Origin of the sequence: Streptomyces sp. ISL-99 (assembly GCF_018614005.1) — a bacterium.
In the GTDB taxonomy this organism is placed as follows: domain Bacteria; phylum Actinomycetota; class Actinomycetes; order Streptomycetales; family Streptomycetaceae; genus Streptomyces; species Streptomyces flavidovirens.
On the sequence record NZ_JAGGPC010000004.1, the window covers coordinates 1 to 14,718 of the forward strand.

19 protein-coding genes and 2 pseudogenes are annotated in these 14,718 nt (G+C 70.1%); 9 read left to right on the forward strand and 12 right to left on the reverse strand.

Features of this window, described 5'->3' with window-relative positions; genetic code table 11:
- Positions 1-126 precede the first annotated feature (126 nt).
- The 10 genes and pseudogenes from J7E91_RS01975 to J7E91_RS02020 all read right to left on the reverse strand — a co-directional run.
- A pseudogene (locus J7E91_RS01975) lies at positions 127-651 on the reverse strand (HAD-IC family P-type ATPase); the annotation flags it as partial.
- 347 nt (positions 652-998) lie between these two features.
- Entirely contained in the window at positions 999-1,310 is a 312-nt protein-coding gene (locus J7E91_RS01980) for a hypothetical protein (protein ID WP_214898570.1), read from the reverse strand.
- Positions 1,311-1,562: 252 nt separating this feature from the next.
- Entirely contained in the window at positions 1,563-2,330 is a 768-nt protein-coding gene (locus J7E91_RS01985; RefSeq protein WP_214898572.1) for a chaplin, read from the reverse strand.
- A gap of 84 nt (positions 2,331-2,414) precedes the next feature.
- On the reverse strand, positions 2,415-2,636 hold the full coding sequence (locus tag J7E91_RS01990; protein ID WP_214898775.1) for a chaplin: 222 nt from the start codon (positions 2,634-2,636) through the stop codon (positions 2,415-2,417).
- Between the two features lie 191 nt (positions 2,637-2,827).
- The gene (locus J7E91_RS01995; protein ID WP_214898574.1) at positions 2,828-3,508 is read right to left on the reverse strand and encodes a hypothetical protein; all 681 of its coding nucleotides are present in this window, start codon (positions 3,506-3,508) and stop codon (positions 2,828-2,830) included.
- A 120-nt stretch (positions 3,509-3,628) separates the two neighbouring features.
- Entirely contained in the window at positions 3,629-4,537 is a 909-nt protein-coding gene (locus J7E91_RS02000; protein WP_214898576.1) for an alpha/beta fold hydrolase, read from the reverse strand.
- Positions 4,538-4,567: 30 nt separating this feature from the next.
- A complete protein-coding gene (locus tag J7E91_RS02005) occupies positions 4,568-5,821 on the reverse strand; it encodes a beta-ketoacyl synthase (protein ID WP_214898577.1) in 1,254 nt (417 codons plus the stop codon).
- The gene (locus J7E91_RS02010) at positions 5,818-6,063 is read right to left on the reverse strand and encodes an acyl carrier protein (protein WP_308375936.1); all 246 of its coding nucleotides are present in this window, start codon (positions 6,061-6,063) and stop codon (positions 5,818-5,820) included. The genes J7E91_RS02005 and J7E91_RS02010 overlap by 4 nt, the downstream gene beginning before the upstream one ends.
- A 133-nt stretch (positions 6,064-6,196) precedes the next feature.
- Positions 6,197-6,406, reverse strand: a pseudogene (locus J7E91_RS02015) (MFS transporter); the annotation flags it as partial.
- A 60-nt stretch (positions 6,407-6,466) separates the two neighbouring features.
- Positions 6,467-6,862, reverse strand: a complete 396-nt coding sequence (locus tag J7E91_RS02020) for a VOC family protein (RefSeq protein ID WP_214898578.1) — start codon at positions 6,860-6,862, stop codon at positions 6,467-6,469.
- Between the two features lie 295 nt (positions 6,863-7,157).
- Between J7E91_RS02020 and J7E91_RS02025 the strand changes: the two genes are divergently transcribed.
- The gene (locus J7E91_RS02025; RefSeq protein ID WP_214898579.1) at positions 7,158-7,607 is read left to right on the forward strand and encodes an ATP-binding protein; all 450 of its coding nucleotides are present in this window, start codon (positions 7,158-7,160) and stop codon (positions 7,605-7,607) included.
- 9 nt (positions 7,608-7,616) lie between these two features.
- On the opposite strand, the gene J7E91_RS02030 is transcribed toward J7E91_RS02025, so the two are convergent.
- Entirely contained in the window at positions 7,617-8,210 is a 594-nt protein-coding gene (locus tag J7E91_RS02030; protein WP_214898580.1) for a DM13 domain-containing protein, read from the reverse strand.
- Positions 8,211-8,335: 125 nt separating this feature from the next.
- On the opposite strand from J7E91_RS02030, the gene J7E91_RS02035 reads away from it, so the two are divergent.
- From J7E91_RS02035 to J7E91_RS02060, 6 genes are all read left to right on the forward strand, one after another.
- On the forward strand, positions 8,336-8,791 hold the full coding sequence (locus J7E91_RS02035) for a hypothetical protein (RefSeq protein WP_214898581.1): 456 nt from the start codon (positions 8,336-8,338) through the stop codon (positions 8,789-8,791).
- An 81-nt stretch (positions 8,792-8,872) separates the two neighbouring features.
- Positions 8,873-9,076, forward strand: coding sequence for a hypothetical protein (locus J7E91_RS02040; protein ID WP_214898582.1), 204 nt, complete (start codon positions 8,873-8,875; stop codon positions 9,074-9,076).
- Positions 9,077-9,325: 249 nt separating this feature from the next.
- A complete protein-coding gene (locus J7E91_RS02045) occupies positions 9,326-9,796 on the forward strand; it encodes a cation:proton antiporter regulatory subunit (protein WP_214898583.1) in 471 nt (156 codons plus the stop codon).
- Positions 9,797-9,799: 3 nt separating this feature from the next.
- Positions 9,800-11,038 carry a cation:proton antiporter gene (locus J7E91_RS02050; protein WP_214898584.1) on the forward strand — a complete coding sequence of 413 codons (1,239 nt, stop codon included), beginning with the start codon at positions 9,800-9,802 and terminating at the stop codon, positions 11,036-11,038.
- Positions 11,039-11,112: 74 nt separating this feature from the next.
- On the forward strand, positions 11,113-11,940 hold the full coding sequence (locus tag J7E91_RS02055; protein WP_251015057.1) for an AraC family transcriptional regulator: 828 nt from the start codon (positions 11,113-11,115) through the stop codon (positions 11,938-11,940).
- Positions 11,941-11,995: 55 nt separating this feature from the next.
- Positions 11,996-13,060 (forward strand): methyltransferase, encoded by a 1,065-nt coding sequence (locus J7E91_RS02060; protein ID WP_214898586.1) that lies wholly within the window; start codon positions 11,996-11,998, stop codon positions 13,058-13,060.
- Here the strand turns inward: J7E91_RS02060 and J7E91_RS02065 are convergent.
- Positions 13,038-13,475 carry an ATP-binding protein gene (locus J7E91_RS02065; protein WP_214898588.1) on the reverse strand — a complete coding sequence of 146 codons (438 nt, stop codon included), beginning with the start codon at positions 13,473-13,475 and terminating at the stop codon, positions 13,038-13,040. The genes J7E91_RS02060 and J7E91_RS02065 overlap by 23 nt on opposite strands.
- 123 nt (positions 13,476-13,598) lie before the next feature.
- Between J7E91_RS02065 and J7E91_RS02070 the strand changes: the two genes are divergently transcribed.
- Together J7E91_RS02070 and J7E91_RS02075 are read left to right on the forward strand one after the other, a co-directional pair.
- Positions 13,599-14,468, forward strand: a complete 870-nt coding sequence (locus tag J7E91_RS02070) for a helix-turn-helix transcriptional regulator (RefSeq protein ID WP_214898589.1) — start codon at positions 13,599-13,601, stop codon at positions 14,466-14,468.
- Positions 14,465-14,707 (forward strand): DUF397 domain-containing protein, encoded by a 243-nt coding sequence (locus J7E91_RS02075; protein WP_214898591.1) that lies wholly within the window; start codon positions 14,465-14,467, stop codon positions 14,705-14,707. The genes J7E91_RS02070 and J7E91_RS02075 overlap by 4 nt, the downstream gene beginning before the upstream one ends.
- Positions 14,708-14,718 lie beyond the last annotated feature (11 nt).

Below are 14,718 nucleotides of genomic sequence, written 5' to 3' on the forward strand. Positions count from 1 at the left end.
CCCCGCAGGGCGTTGAACGCAAGCCCCGCGAACGAACCAACACCTACCCGAACGTTCGACGCCCGAGGAGACGCCCCGGCACGGCACCGACCCCGAAGCCCAGGGCCTCCCCACACCCCGACCCCGCTACGCGTCCCGCACCGCCCCCCGCCAAGCCCCCTCCCGCAGCAACCGCAAGCCGTTCAGCCCCACCAGCACCGTCGACCCCTCATGCCCCGCCACCCCCAACGGCAGCGGCAAATGGCCCGCCAGATCCCAGATCACCAGCACCCCGATACAAACCGACGCGACAACAAGGTTCTGCACAACCAACCGCCGCGCCCGCCGCGAAAGCGCCACAACCGCCGGCACCGTCGCCAACTCGTCGCGCACCACCACCGCGTCAGCCGTCTCCAGGGCCAGATCCGACCCGGCCCTCCCCATGGCGATGCCACTGTGCGCGGCGGCCAGCGCGGGCGCGTCGTTGACCCCGTCACCGACCACCAGCACCTTCTCCCCCGCCGCCTCCCACTCCCGTACGGCGGCGACCTTGTCCTGCGGCAACAGCCCGGCCCGTACCTCCGTAATGCCAACCCCACCGGCGAGCTGCTCGGCGGCACGTTCGTTGTCCCCGGTCAGCAGCACCGGCGCGGAACCGGTGAGCGACGACAGCGGTACGCCCAGCCCCCTCCACCTCACGCACAGCACTACACAGCACCCACCTCACCCACCGCCGACGTCACACCGCCGCCCAGCAACGCCAACGGGCTCCCCACCCGGACGTCCCGCCCAGCTCCTCGACGAGGCCGTGTACCACATCGAGCACCTGCGCCTCGGCGGCCGAGACGCGTAACCACGCCCGGCCGGCCCGTCAGTTCGCCCCCCGTCAGTTCGCCACTCCGTCACTTCGCCACACGCAAAGGGGCCTCGCGGAGTCCATCCGCAAGGCCCCGTGCGACCGCACCGCCGAATGACGTACGCCCGGCCTTTCCGCACCGCGGAGAAGCACGGGCGTTGCCTCAGCCGCCGATCGGCAGACCGTCGGCCACCGCGCCCTTCGTGGCGGAGCCCGCGACGTCTTTCAGCAGCTTCTTCGGCACGCCGTTCTTGGCGTTCTGGAGTTCCTGAGCGGCGCCGACCGCCGTGCGCGGGATGCCTTCGACGACACGGCCGCCGTCGAGAGGCTGGTTGTTCAGGGAGTGGGTCAGACCGTGCGCAGGGGAGTTCCACGGGTGGTGGTCGGCGGCCATGGCCGGAGACGCCGCTCCCGCCGCAGCGCCAGCAGCGATCATCGAAACGGCAATAGCGGAAGCGGCCTTCATGTACTTCATCTCAGTAATCCCTCTTCACGCGACGTAAATCAGCGAACAGCGAACCCGTGACATTTCGACCGCTGCTGGCCCATGTCACTTACACCGGGAACAACGAGTGCCTGGACGGAGAGAAACTCAGCCTTGCAGCGCCTCTTGCCGATTCACCCGGATGCCTGGAACCAAAAAGCAGCCGGTCACGAAGATGGAGCGATCTCCACGGGATCGCGTGGAAATCGCTCCATCAACGCGTCGGCTTGCTGTTCCTGCGGCTCAGACTTGGGCGGCCCTGGCCCTGGCCCTGGTACGACGGAACACCAGCGCACCGCCACCGATCAGCAGGGCACCCAATGCGCCGGCGATCCCGACCTCGCCCGCACCCGTCTCGGCCAGCACCGCGCCCTCGTCCGTGGCCGGCCTGTCGGCAACGACCGGAACCGTGGACGAAGGGCCGTCCGTGGCCGGCAGCACCTCGACAGGGGGCTTGCCCCGGGGCGCCTCCGAAGGCCCACCACTGGGCGGTACGTCGACGGGGGGCTTACCGGCGGGCGGCTTGTCGACGGGCGGCTTACCGACCGGCGGCTTCTCCTCCTCGTCGCACGGCTCCTCACCCTGGTGCCCATCTCCCGACCCGGCGCCACCGGACCCGCCCATGCCGGAGTCGCCGATACCGGACTCCGCCATGCCCGGGTAGTCCTTACCGGAGTCGCCCATGCCGGAGTCACCGATACCGGACTCGGCCATGCCGGGGTAGCCCTTACCGGGGTCGCCCATGCCGGGATAGCCCATATCGGAGTGGTCCGTCTCGGGCACCGAGCTCGACGCGATGTTGGCGCAGTCATTGCCCACAGCGGGGTTGAAGGCGCCGACGACGTCGACGGTGTTGCCGCACACGTTCACCGGAACCTGTACGGGGCTCTGGGCGTTGTGGCCGGACAGGCTGCCCGACGCGTTAGTGGTCTCGTCATAGGAGGCCGTATGCGCGTGAGCGTAGCCGCCGGCCATGGCGAGCATTCCGGAGGCAGCCGCCGCAGCGAACACGCCTTTACTCAAAACCTGTCGCTTTGCCATTCCCTGTCTTTCATGCTTGCGGACGAGCCGATTACCTGGGCTTCGGCCTGGGAACTACTTGTTGACACAGACGTTGTCGACGGCGGGGTTGAGGAGGCCGATGACGTTGACGGTGTCGCCGCAGACGTTCATCGGATCCTGTACTTTTTTCCCGGAGAAGGCGCCCCTGGCATAGCCGGCCTTTCCCTCCGATGTGGCCTCCGCAAGTGCCGGGGAGGCGAAACCGACGGCGATGAGCGAGCCGGCGACAAAGGTGGCGCTTTTCATATATTTCATCGAGAACCTTTCCGGCAGCGACACCTGCACGGGACTGTCAGTCACCTGCGCAAGTCGCCGTCGACATCGGTAACGACCCGCCCGTGCCGAGGAAACTCAATAAAAGAATTTGGCTTTCCACTGTCACCCGAACGCCCGAATGCCCGGCCTTCCCGCGGGGAAGAACCGGGCACTCGTGGAACCATCAGCCATCAGCCGTCCGCGGACGACCCCGGAACCTTGGGCTGCGCGGGCATCCCCGCGAGGTCGGGCTTCGGGAGGCCGCCGCCCATGACGATGCCGGCGACCAGGTTGGTGGTGGCCTTGAGCGTGGCCTCGACGGCCGGTGTCACGGCCTTCGCCTCCCCCTTCACCGCCGCCTTGAGCAATACGTCGACACTGGCCCGCAGGTCGGCGACCGCCTTCACCTGGAGGTCCATGGCCGGGTCGGCCGCGGCAGCGTCGGACCACCGCGCGGGCATGCCGGGCGCCGGCGCCCCGGCGGCCGGGGTGTCGGGTGAGACGGGGGCCGCGTGTTCCGGCGGGGCGAGCGGAGTTGCCGGGGATGCCGGGGATGCCTTCGGGAAGGTCTTCAGGGCCTCCTCCATCGCCTTCGCGTGCTTGGTGGCCTCCTCCCGAGACAGCTTTCCACCCCCCGCGATGACGGCGTTGAGCATGTTGGTGGTGGGAGTCAGCACACCGGCCATCTGACCGAGCAGCTTCACCGGGGCGGCGAGCTTCTCGGCGTTGGGAAGCGGGTCTGCGACGACGGAGCTGTTCGAGGTGGGCGGAGCCGGTATCGGGGCCGCCACTGCGGCCCCGGCCGAGCCGAACGCCAGCGCCCCGCACACCGCGCAGGAGACAACGAGGCCAGCTGTTCGGGAGATGCGCATGCGAGTGTCCTTACGTGAGGTCGTTGGAGAGTGGGGACAACGCCACCGTGCAACCCGCGGCAACGCTCCGCAACTTTTCACGCACGCTGGGTAAACAGGAGCCGTCAGGCGGGAGGCTGCTCAGGCCTTACTGCGGCCGGACACGCGCTCCTGCTGCGGACCCGAAGTCAGGTAGCCGCCAGGCTCCAGCGGACGGTCCGTGAAGAAGCGCAGCGCCAAGTCCGCGACCTCTTCGGCCTTTTCGAGTACGACCCAGTGATCGGTGTCCCGGACGGTGGTGAACCGGCTCCCCCGGATCGTGGCGGCGAAGGCCCGCTGACGTTCGGCCGATGTCACCGTGTCGTGTTCCCCGGTGAACACCAGCGCCGGTACTCCGGACAGACCACCCGAGAAGTCCGGCCGGTCGCCGAGGGAGCGGTACACGGAATCCGCGGCGTGCGGCGAGTGCGTGACGGCGTGGAGCATGGACCGCTTGACGTACCGGTACGCGAGGTCCCTGCGGGCGACGTAACGCTCCGGGTCGAGACACATCAGCGCTTCCGTCACCAGGGTGGCGAACCCGTCCGTGTCCCCGGCGGCGAGCCGGTCCGTGGCCCGCTGCCAGTGGGCCCGCTGGGCGTCCGTGATGTGCGCAGGGACCCCGCCGAGGAGGAGGCGCGCGATGCGCCCCGGATTGCGCTGGGCACAGCGGAAGGCGGGTGCGGCGCCGTAGGAGAAACCGAAGAGGTTGACGCGGGGTACGTCGAGATCGTCGATGATCCGGGTGACGGCGGCGCACAGCATGTCCGCGCTGGGTCCGGGCGGCAGCGGCGCCGCAGTGCCCATGCCCGGCAGGTCGGCGGTCACGACGCTCGCCACCGGGCCCAGCCGCCCTTCCATCTGGGGCCAGCCGAGCATCCCCTGCAGGGCGCCGCCGAGGACGACGACGGGTTCGGTGACCGGGCCGGTGACGGGGCCGGTCCGCTCCAGCAGGCGGTAGGAGTAGCGAACCCCGTTCACCGACAGCGAGCGGACGGTTCCCTCGGCCATGCTCCTTCTCCTTCCCCTTCTCCTTCTCGACTAGCTGCGGGTGAGGACCAGCGCGGCGTTGTGGCCGCCGAAGCCGAGCGATGTCTTGACCGCGCAGTCGAACGTCGCGGGACGGCTCGCCTTGGCGACCACCTCGACGGGGACGCGCGGGTCGAGCGACTCCAGGTTGGCTGTCGGCGGTACGAGCTGGTGCTCCAGCGCGAGCACGGTCAGGGCGGTCTCGATACCCCCGGCGGCTCCCAGGGTGTGGCCGGTCATGGCCTTGGTCGAGGTGACCAGCGGGTCCGCGCCCAGCAGCCGGTGCAGCATGGTCGCCTCGATGAGGTCGTTGAACACCGTCGACGTGCCGTGCGCGTTGACGTGGCCGATGTCCGACGGGGTGACCCCCGCGTCCGTCAGCGCGGTACGCAGCGCGTTTTCGATGCCCTTGCCCTCGGGGTCGGGGGCGACGGCCGAGTACGAGTCGCTGGACGCGCCGTATCCGGCGATGCCGGCCCGGATCCGGGCGCCGCGCGCCTTGGCGTGCTCGGGGCGTTCCATGACGAGGAGCCCGGAGCCTTCGCCGACAACGAACCCGTCACGGTCCGCGTCGAACGGGCGGCAGGCCGCGGCGGGATCGTCGCGGCGGGTGGACACCGCCTTCATCTGGCAGGCGCTGGCGATCAGCAACCGCGAGCAGACCGACTCGGCGCCGCCGGCGATGGCGATGTCGCAGGCGCCGGTACGCAGCATCTGGTGCGCGGTTCCGATCGCCACGGTCCCCGACGAGCAGGCGGTGGAGACCGCCATGCTCGGCCCACGGACCCCGAGGTCCATGCAGACGCTGCTGGCCGCGCTGTTGACGACGGTCAGCGGGGCGAGCTTGGGGGAGACCCGGCGCGGGCCCTTGGTGGTCAGCGCGGTGTGCTGCTCGTCGTAGAAGGGGAGGCCTCCATGGGCGGAACCGATGACGACCGCGACCCGGCCGCTGTCCCAGACCGCCGGATCGAGGCCGGCGTCCGCGACGGCTTCGCGCGCGGCCAGTACGGCGAGCTGCGCGAACCGGTCCATCAGCCGCTGGGTCGCCACGCCGAGGAGCTGCGCGGTGTCGAGGAGGTCCGGTCCGATGGCGTACATGAAGTCGCAGGGAAGGTCCCGGAGTTCCTCGCGCGGGCCCACGGAGGAGGCCGCGACCACACCTCGCGTGACGTTTCGCCACACGCTGTCGGTCCCGGCCCCCGCCGCGGTGACCAGGCCGAGTCCTGTCACCGCCGCCGTGAAGGGCGGGTTCACCGGCCTGCTCATCCGAGTGTCCTGCTGTGTACGAGTTCGACGAGTTCGGCCAGCTCACCCACGGTGTTCCGGGAGGTCAGCGCGGCGTCCTCAAGGTCGATTTCCAGCTGCTCCTCGATGAGGATGCGGAATTCCTCCAGGGCGAGTGAATCCATGCGCAATTCGTAGAGTGGGATCTCGGGACGGACGGCCGCTGGGTCTACTCCGAATTTCTGCACCATCAGTGTGCTGACGGCATCTGTCGCACTGGGCACTCGTCGCTCCTCCGAGTTCGTCCGGCAACCTTTATACGCGCCCACTCGGACGGCCCCTTACAACGTTCGCCCGTGCTGATGAGGGTTAGCGCGCGCGTACGGAATTCCGTTGGCACCCGGCGGAGTTCGCGGGGATGGCGAGTGCGGCCGGGGACAGCAGGGCCGCGCCCACGCCTTGGGCCGTGCGTCCGGTGAGGAGGATGGGCGCGGTTTCGGCCAGGCCGGTGACCAGGGAGGCGGCGGTGAAGACGGTCAGGCCGGCGACGAGGGTGCGGCGGGCACCGAGGGCGTCGGCGAGTCGGCCGCCGAGGAGCATGAGGCCGCCGAAGCAGAGGGTGTACGCGGGCGGCGGGCAGGAAGCGGTGCTGCCTGCCCGCCTTTCATCCCGTTAATGCTGTTCCCGTTACTGTTGTTCGCCGCCGCTGCCGTACGGGCGGGTGATCGCTTCCAGGCCGTGGCCCGACGGATCCATGAAGTACATGCCGCGGCCGCCGTCATTGCGGTTGATCTCGCCCGGCTGCTTGCCGTGCGGGTCGGCGTAGTACGTGATTCCGGCGTCCTGGACGCGCTGGAAGATCCCGTCGAACTCTTCCTCCGTGACGAGGAAGGCGTAGTGCTGGACGGCGATCGACTCCGCGGGGATGGTCGCGAAGTCGAGGGTGACGCCGTTGCTCAGCTCGACGGCGATGAACGGGCCCCATTCGGCCGAGATCTCCAGGCCCATGATGTGGGTGAAGAACTCGGCGGACTCCCGCTTGTCCCGGGCGTGAACGATGGTGTGATTCAGCTGCACTGACACTGTGGAATGCCTCCGTAAGGCAAACTCACGGGCACCTCCATGCCTCACCCGGCCGGTGACCGACACGCGATGCCGTGCGGCGATCCTAGGACGGGCCCCCGCCCCTGTCACACGGTTTGGTACCCGGGGAGCGTGCTGGTAGTGGTGCGCTCCGTTCGGGTGTCGTTGCGCGACTTCGGGTACGGGTACTCAACTTCGTCCGCTATCCCTAGGGTTGCGGAGGCGAGAAGGGACCCCCAGAAGCGATGCATGAACGGGCAGACGTCCGCCCCACACTGACGGAGGCGGTCCGGGCATGGTGAGGGACGGGGTGCACCTCGACAACGGGGGCGGGCCGCAGGAGCGGCTGCTGGAGCTCGATTTCAGCCGGGAGGACATGCCCCGGCTGCGCGTACTGGTCGACCAGTACGCCGCCTGGGCGGGGCTGGCGGAGCCCCGGCGGGGTGACTTCGTCCTCGCGGCGAACGCGGTGGCGACGAACGCGGTGGAGCACGGTGGCGGGGGCGGCCGACTGCTGCTGCACCGTTGCGCCGGCTCCCCGCGCGCGCTCGAATGCGCGATCAGCGACTCGGGGCCCGGCTTCGCCTCCTCGGTGATCCCGGAGCTGGCGCCGGGCCTGGCCGGCAGCCATTGCGGGCGGGGGCTGTGGCTCACCCGGCTCATCACGGACCGGCTGGTGATCACGGGTGGGGCGGACGGTGCGCGGGGCAGTGTCGTGGCGTTCGCCATGTGGCTGCCGGGCTGAGACGGACGGTCATGCCGGGACGGCGGCGAGTTCGGCGGCGCCGAATGACACGTCGAATCGGTCGCACCAGATGCTGACGCTCGTCAGTCCCTTCAGGTCCAGGTCGGCGGGCAGCACGTAGTTCTGGTCGCCCTTGTTGCCCTTGAGCTTGCCCAGGCTGACGTACTTCCCGTCGTCGAAGACGTGCCAGCCCGCCTTGCCTTCCTTCACCGGGGCGTCGGTGAGCCAGACGCGCAGGTCGGGGCCGTTGCTGGTGTCGAGGTTCTCCAGACGGAGGGTGCGGGTGCCGTCGGGGAGCCGGATGATCTTCGCCGTGCCGGTGGTGCTGTGCTCGTGGCTGATCAGGGTGCCGGCGGCCAGGGTGCGGAGGGCGGGCGGGGTGGACGGGGCGGGCAGGGTGGAGGGGGCGTCGGGTTCGGAGTCGGGGGTGGCGTCGGGTTCGGTGGTGGCGGGGGCCGCGACCGGGAGTTCGTCCCGCACCGTGTCGTCCACCCACAGCTTCCACGGCTGGAACCAGTACAGGCCCACGCCGGCCACAACCATGCCGACGAGCAGTACTCCGATGACCACGGGCTTGCCGAGTGTGCGCCTCATGCCCCCCATTCAACGCCCGGAAGACGGCTCCGACCTCGGCATTCGCGTGACGAAAGTCTTACGGCGCTAGACCGGAGGAGGGGACTTGGCCGTCGTACGGCTACGAACCGGCCCGCCCGTGGGACGAGAGGCACATGTCTGCCATGTGCCATGTCCCGCGCGCGGCGCGCGGCGGTGCGGTGCGCGGCCGTGCGGTGACGGTGCTGCTGATGCTGGTGCTGGTGCTCACCGCGGTTGTCGCGGCGGTACTGGGGGAGGGCGGGTTCGGACAGGCCCGGCTGCCGGTGTCACTGGCTGCCGAGACACTTCCTTCCGGAACCGGTAGTGGCAGCAGTAGCGGTTCCGGGGCCGAGGGGCAGCCGTCGGACGCCGCCGACAGTGAAGTGCGCGGGGCCGGACACAGCGCCCGGGGCGCCCGGCGGGGGCGCGTGCGTAACGGCGGCAGAGGCCGGGCGGCGGGGGCGGTGGCGTCGTACCGGCGTACAGGGACACGGCGGCGGCACCTGTGCCCGGCCCGGCCGCCGGGAGTGCCGGTCGATGCGCCGCCGTCGCGGCTCGCGGTGCGGCGGTGCGTGGTTCTGCGCTGCTGAGAGGGCCGCGCGCGGCCGGCCGACCAGGGCCGCCGTCGCCGCTCCAGCGCCGGACCACCCCCGACCGTAAGGACGTTCATCATGCCCATCGACCCGTACGCCGCCCTGAACGCCATGGTGCGCGCCGAAGTCGCCCGCTCGTCCGAACCGCACGTCGCCGCCACGTCCCCCGGGCGGCACGAGCCGCAGCAGTCCGGCGCGGGCCGTGAGGCCGGCGACCCGGACCACGCCGGTGACGCCGACCACGGGAGCGGAGAGGACCCGACGGTCACTCACCGCCCCTGACAGCTGCTGCGCGGCATCGGCGGCGGCGCTCCCGGAATGCGGGACGCCGCCGCCTTCGCCATGTGCCTGAGCTGCGCGTACGTCCAACAGGAGCCCCACGCAGGTCCGGAGTAGGGTAATGGCAAGGCAAAGTCGCCGGTCGCCCAGTCGTCACTTTCGGCCGCTGTGCCTGGAAGTCCGCACGTGCCGCGGCCGGGCAGCAGATCGGCGGGGAGACCGGGAGGCGGCAGGGAGACCGGGAGGCAGACCATGGGCACGCGCCGGACCACCTTGCCGGGAGTCGGTACGCAGTACGACTTCGCCACCGAAGGCGGCCAGCACATCTCGGTGGTCGTACACAAGGACGGCCGGCGCTTCATCGGCTTCTACGATCGCGACGACCCCGACGCCTGTCTGCTCTCCGTACCCCTGTCGTCCGAGGAAGCGACGGCCCTCGCCCACCTGATCGACGCGGCGCCCATCGACGCCGTACGCACGGACGGGATCGACCTCGTCACCGAGCACATCCACGTGACCAGCAAGTCGCCGTACGCCGGACGGACGCTCGGCGACACCCGGGCCCGTTCGCGTACGGGCGCCTCCATCGTGGCCGTACTCCAGCGGACCGCCGCGACGCCGTCACCGGGACCGGACTTCCGCCTGTCCATCGGGGACACGCTGGTCGTCGTCGGCACCCGTGAGGGCGTCGACGCGCTCGTCGAGATCATCGCGGGGGGCTGAGCCGTGCACAACACCACCGCTCTGCTGATCGAACTCGGCTCGCTCATCCTCGCCCTCGGCCTCGTGGGCAGACTGGCGGGCCGGGTCGGTCTCTCCCCCATTCCGCTCTATCTGCTGGCAGGGCTCGCGTTCGGCCATGGAGGGCTGCTGCCGCTCGACGCGAGCGAGGACTTCGTGGCCGTCGGCGCCGACATCGGCGTCATCCTGCTGCTGCTCCTGCTGGGCCTGGAGTACAGCGCGTCCGAGCTGGTCAACAGCCTCAGGACGCAATACCCGTCGGGAGCGGTCGACTTCGTCCTCAACGCGACACCCGGCGCGGTCGCCGCGCTCATCCTCGGGTGGGGGCCGGTGGCGGCGGTCGCGCTGGCCGGTGTCACCTGGATTTCGTCGTCGGGTGTCATCGCCAAGGTACTCACGGATCTCGGGCGCCTGGGTAACCGCGAGACGCCGGTCGTGCTCGGCGTACTGGTGATGGAAGACCTGTCGATGGCGGTCTACCTGCCGCTGCTGACGGCGCTGCTCGCGGGCGTCGGCCTGGCGGGCGGCAGTGTGGCGCTGCTGATCGCGCTGGGTACGGTCGGCCTCGTCCTGTACGTCGTGCTGCGGCACGGACGCCTGATCAGCCGGGCGGTGTCGTCGGACGACCCGGAGATGCTGCTGCTGGTCGTGCTGGGGCTGACGGTGCTGGTGGCCGGGGTGGCGCAGCAGCTGCAGGTCTCGGCGGCGGTCGGGGCGTTCCTGGTCGGCATCGCGCTGTCGGGGGAGGTGGCGGAGGGCGCGCGCAGGCTGCTGACGCCGCTGCGGGACCTCTTCGCGGCCGTCTTCTTCGTCTTCTTCGGCCTGTCGACCGATCCGGCGGACATTCCGCCGGTGCTGCTGCCCGCGCTGCTGCTGGCGGTCGTGACGGCGTTCACGAAGATCGCCACCGGCTGGTACGCCGCGCGGCGGGCCGGCATCGGCCGGCGCGGCCGGTTGCGGGCGGGCGGGGCGCTGGTGGCCCGCGGGGAGTTCTCGGTCGTGATCGCGGGCCTGACGGTGGCGACGGAGCCCCGGATCGGCCCGATCGCCGCGGCGTACGTACTGATCCTGGTCCTCCTGGGCCCCCTGGCGGCGCGGTGGACCGAGCCACTGGTTTCGCGCCTGCGACGAGGGAAGGGGGCAGGCGGGACGCCCGTGACGCGGGCGTCCGGCCTACCGGCCACTGACGAGACGCTGGATGCGGCGACGGGGGTGAGGGGGTAGGGCCCCCCGGGGGGTGAGCGGGTTACGGAACTTTCGTCCAAGACAGGGCCACCGAAGTCGGCGACGGTAGAGGCATGCGCACACACGAAGTGGGGGCCGCACCCATGGATCGCGATGCCGAGAACGGCTGGGAGGTCGCCCGCCCCCTCCGCGGCACGTCCCTCGACGGCGTCCGGATGGCCGGATTCCGTGACCGCGTCGCCGCCGGGCTGGATATGCAGGTGCTCCCCCAGCCCGCCGTGATCGTCGTCATCGGGCTAGGGGGCGACCCGTTCACGGTGGAGAGTGCCACGGGGCACCAGCCCACGAGGAGCCTCGTCGCCTCGTTGTCGCCCGGTCCGGCCCGCATCCGCAGCGAGCGCGTCGAGTGCGTCGAAGTGTGCTTGTCGCCTCGGGCCGCCTATGCGGTGCTGGGCGTCTCCCCGCGCGAACTGGACGGTTCCGTCACCGCTCTTGAGGACCTGTGGGGGCGGCACGAACGACGCCTCCGCGAGCAGATGACCGACGCCAGGACGTGGCAGGAACGCCTCGCGCTGACGGATGAGTTCCTCACGAAGCGGGCTGCGGGGGCACCGCCGATGTCGCCCGAGGTCACCGCTGCCTGGGACACCATCGTGGCCCGTCGAGGCCGGATACGGGTCGGTGACCTCGCCGCGTCCTGCGGATGGAGCCGCAAGCGGCTGTGGTCCAGGTTCAGTGCCCAGATCGGCCTCACCCCCAAGCGTGCCGCCATGCTGGTCCGCTTCCACCACGCTGCCCGGGCACTCTGCGCGGGGGAGAGCGCCAGCAACGTCGCCCTGGCGTGCGGATACGCCGACCAGGCCCACCTCCATCGCGACGTACAGGCCCTCGCCGGGTGCACGCCGGGCGCCCTGGCCCGTAGGACTTCGTCCGCCGGCTAGCCCGTGCCTACGCCGTTTCACGCACGTACCACCACACGAAGGAAGGAAAGCACCTGTGGCGAACACCGATGTCCCAGCAGCAGGCATGGCCGACCGCGATCTGATCGTCCGTCTCGCGTTCGGGAGCATGGCCGCGCAAACCCTGCGCGCAGCGGTCCGGCTGAGGGTGGTGGAGCTGGTCGGCGATACGCCACGCCGGGCCGCCGAGGTGGCCGTCGACGCCGGAGCCGAACCCCAGCCCATGACGCGGCTGCTGCGCGCCCTGGCCGGCCTCGGCCTGCTGAAGGAACACGCCCCCGATTCCTTCTCGGTGACCCCCGCGGGCGCACTCCTCGACCCCTGCCACCCCGACTCCCTCACGTCGTTCGTGCGGATGTTCACCGAACCGGCGATCGTACGCGCCTGGGAGCACCTGGACGGCAGTGTCCGCACCGGCGACATCGCGTTCGACGCCGTCTTCGGCACGGACTTCTTCAGCCACCTCGCCCAGCACCCCGAACTGTCCGCGGAGTTCAACGCGGCGATGAGCCAAGCCGTCTCGGAGACCGCCGCCGCGCTGCCGCGCACCTTTGACTTCGGCCGGTTCACCACGGTCACGGACGTCGGTGGGGGCGACGGAACCCTCCTGGCCGGTGTACTCGACGCGCATCCGGGCGTCACCGGCGTGGTCTTCGACACGGCTCAGGGCCTGGCCGAGGCGCCGAAGACGCTGGAGCGGCACGGGCTGGAGGGGCGCTGCTCTCTGGTCGCCGGGGACTTCTTCCGTTCCGTCCCCAAGGGCTCGGATCTCTACCTGATGAAGAGCATCCTGCACGACTGGACGGACGACCAGGCGGTCACGATCCTCAGCCACTGCCGCGAGGTGCTGCCGCCCGGCGGTCTCATCCTGATCGTGGAGCCCGTGCTTCCCGAAGTCGTCGACACCAACACCGAAGCCGACGTCACCGACGGCGGAATCACCTATCTGAGCGACCTCAACATGCTGGTGAACGTGGGCGGCAGAGAGCGCACCCGCAAGGACTTCGAGGACGTGTGCCACCGCGCGGGCCTGTCCCTCACATCGGTCACCCCGCTCACGGAGGCAGCACCGTTCTCCCTCATCGAGGCCGTGGCCGACTGACCGCTGTGACGGTGAGGTCCGCCCACACGACCTTGCCGACGTTACGTTCCGTCACACCCCACGCCTCCGCCAGCGCCTCCACCACGAGCAGCCCGCGCCCGCCCTCGCCGTCCCCGCCGGGGCGAGCACGCGGCCACCGCTCACCGCGCGTGTCCGCCACTTCGACACGGACCCGTCCTCCCCGCAGCAGGAGACGCACCTCGAAATCCCGGCCGGGGACGTGCCCGTGCGTCACCGCGTTCGCGGCCAGCTCGGCGACGACGTGGGCGACGGCGTCGGAAGGGGCGGTCCCGAAGGGCACGCCCCAGGCGTCGAGCTGCTGTACGGCGAGGACGCGCGCGAGCCGGGCCCCGCGACGGGTGGAACTGAAGCGCTGGACGAACTCGGCGGTGACGGAAGCGATTTCGGCATTCATGTGACAGAGCGTGTCGGCCCCGCCGTACCCTGACCAGGAGTGACCGTTGGACGCTGGGTAACTGTACGAGTACGCACGGCACGATGTACGGCACGTCGGCCGTGACCGAGAGAGCGGTACGGCATGACGGAATCCGCGAACCAGGAATCACGCCCCGAGCTGCCCTCGGAGGCGGACGGCACCGCGCACTTGTTCCGCGCGATCGGCAAACAGATCCGGGTACTGCGCGAGAACCTCGCCATGAGCCAGAAGGAACTCGCCACGGCGACCCACTGCGGGCTCGACCTCATCTCCGCGATGGAACGCGGCGTACGGACCCCGCAGCCCGAATTCCTGGACCGCGCGGACGACGCGCTGAAGGCGGGCGGAGTGCTGCGGGCGGCGATTCCGGACGTACGGGAGGCGCAGAAAAAGGCTCGAACGCGACACCCTGATTGGTACCGGAACTACGCGAAACTGGAGGCGGAGGCGGTCCAACTCCTCCACTACGGCAACCAGGTCGTGCACGGCCTGCTTCAGATCGAGGAGTACGCGAGGGCGATCTTCACCCAGCGGCGGCCGCTGCTGAGCGAAGAGACCGTGGAGAAGCGGGTCGCGGACCGGCTGTCGAGGCAGCAGGTCTTCGAGCAGTGGCCTTCGCCGACGTTCAGTTTCGTCTTCGAGGAGGCGGTGCTGTGCCGTCCCATCGGCGGGCGGGCGGTGCACGAAGGGCAGTTGCGACAACTGTTGCGGTTCGGTCGCCTGCGGGCCGTGGAGCTTCAGGTGATGCCTACGGACCGCGAGGAACACCCCAACATGGACACGGCGTTCAGCCTCTTGACCACCAAGGGGGAGCAGCAGGTCGGATACACAGAAGCCCAGGGCCACCCGCACTTGTTCACCGACGCCCGGGAGGTCCGCGAACTCGCGGATCGCTATGCGATGATCCGGGCGGAGGCTCTTACGTCCCGGGAGTCGCTGGCCCTGATCGAGAAGATGCTGGGAGACCGATGAACACCGACGAGCTCACCTGGTTCAAGTCCAGCTACAGCGGCGGCGAAGGCGGCAACTGCCTCGAAGTCGCTTACGACTGGCGTAAGTCGAGCTACAGCAGCGGCGAGGGCGGCGAATGCGTAGAGGTCGCCGCGCACCCCACCACCATCCACGTCCGCGACTCCAAGGTCGCCGACGGCCCGCAGTTGGCCGTCGCCCCCGACTCCTGGGCCACGTTCGTCTCGTACGCCCGCGCCTGACGCACGTACAG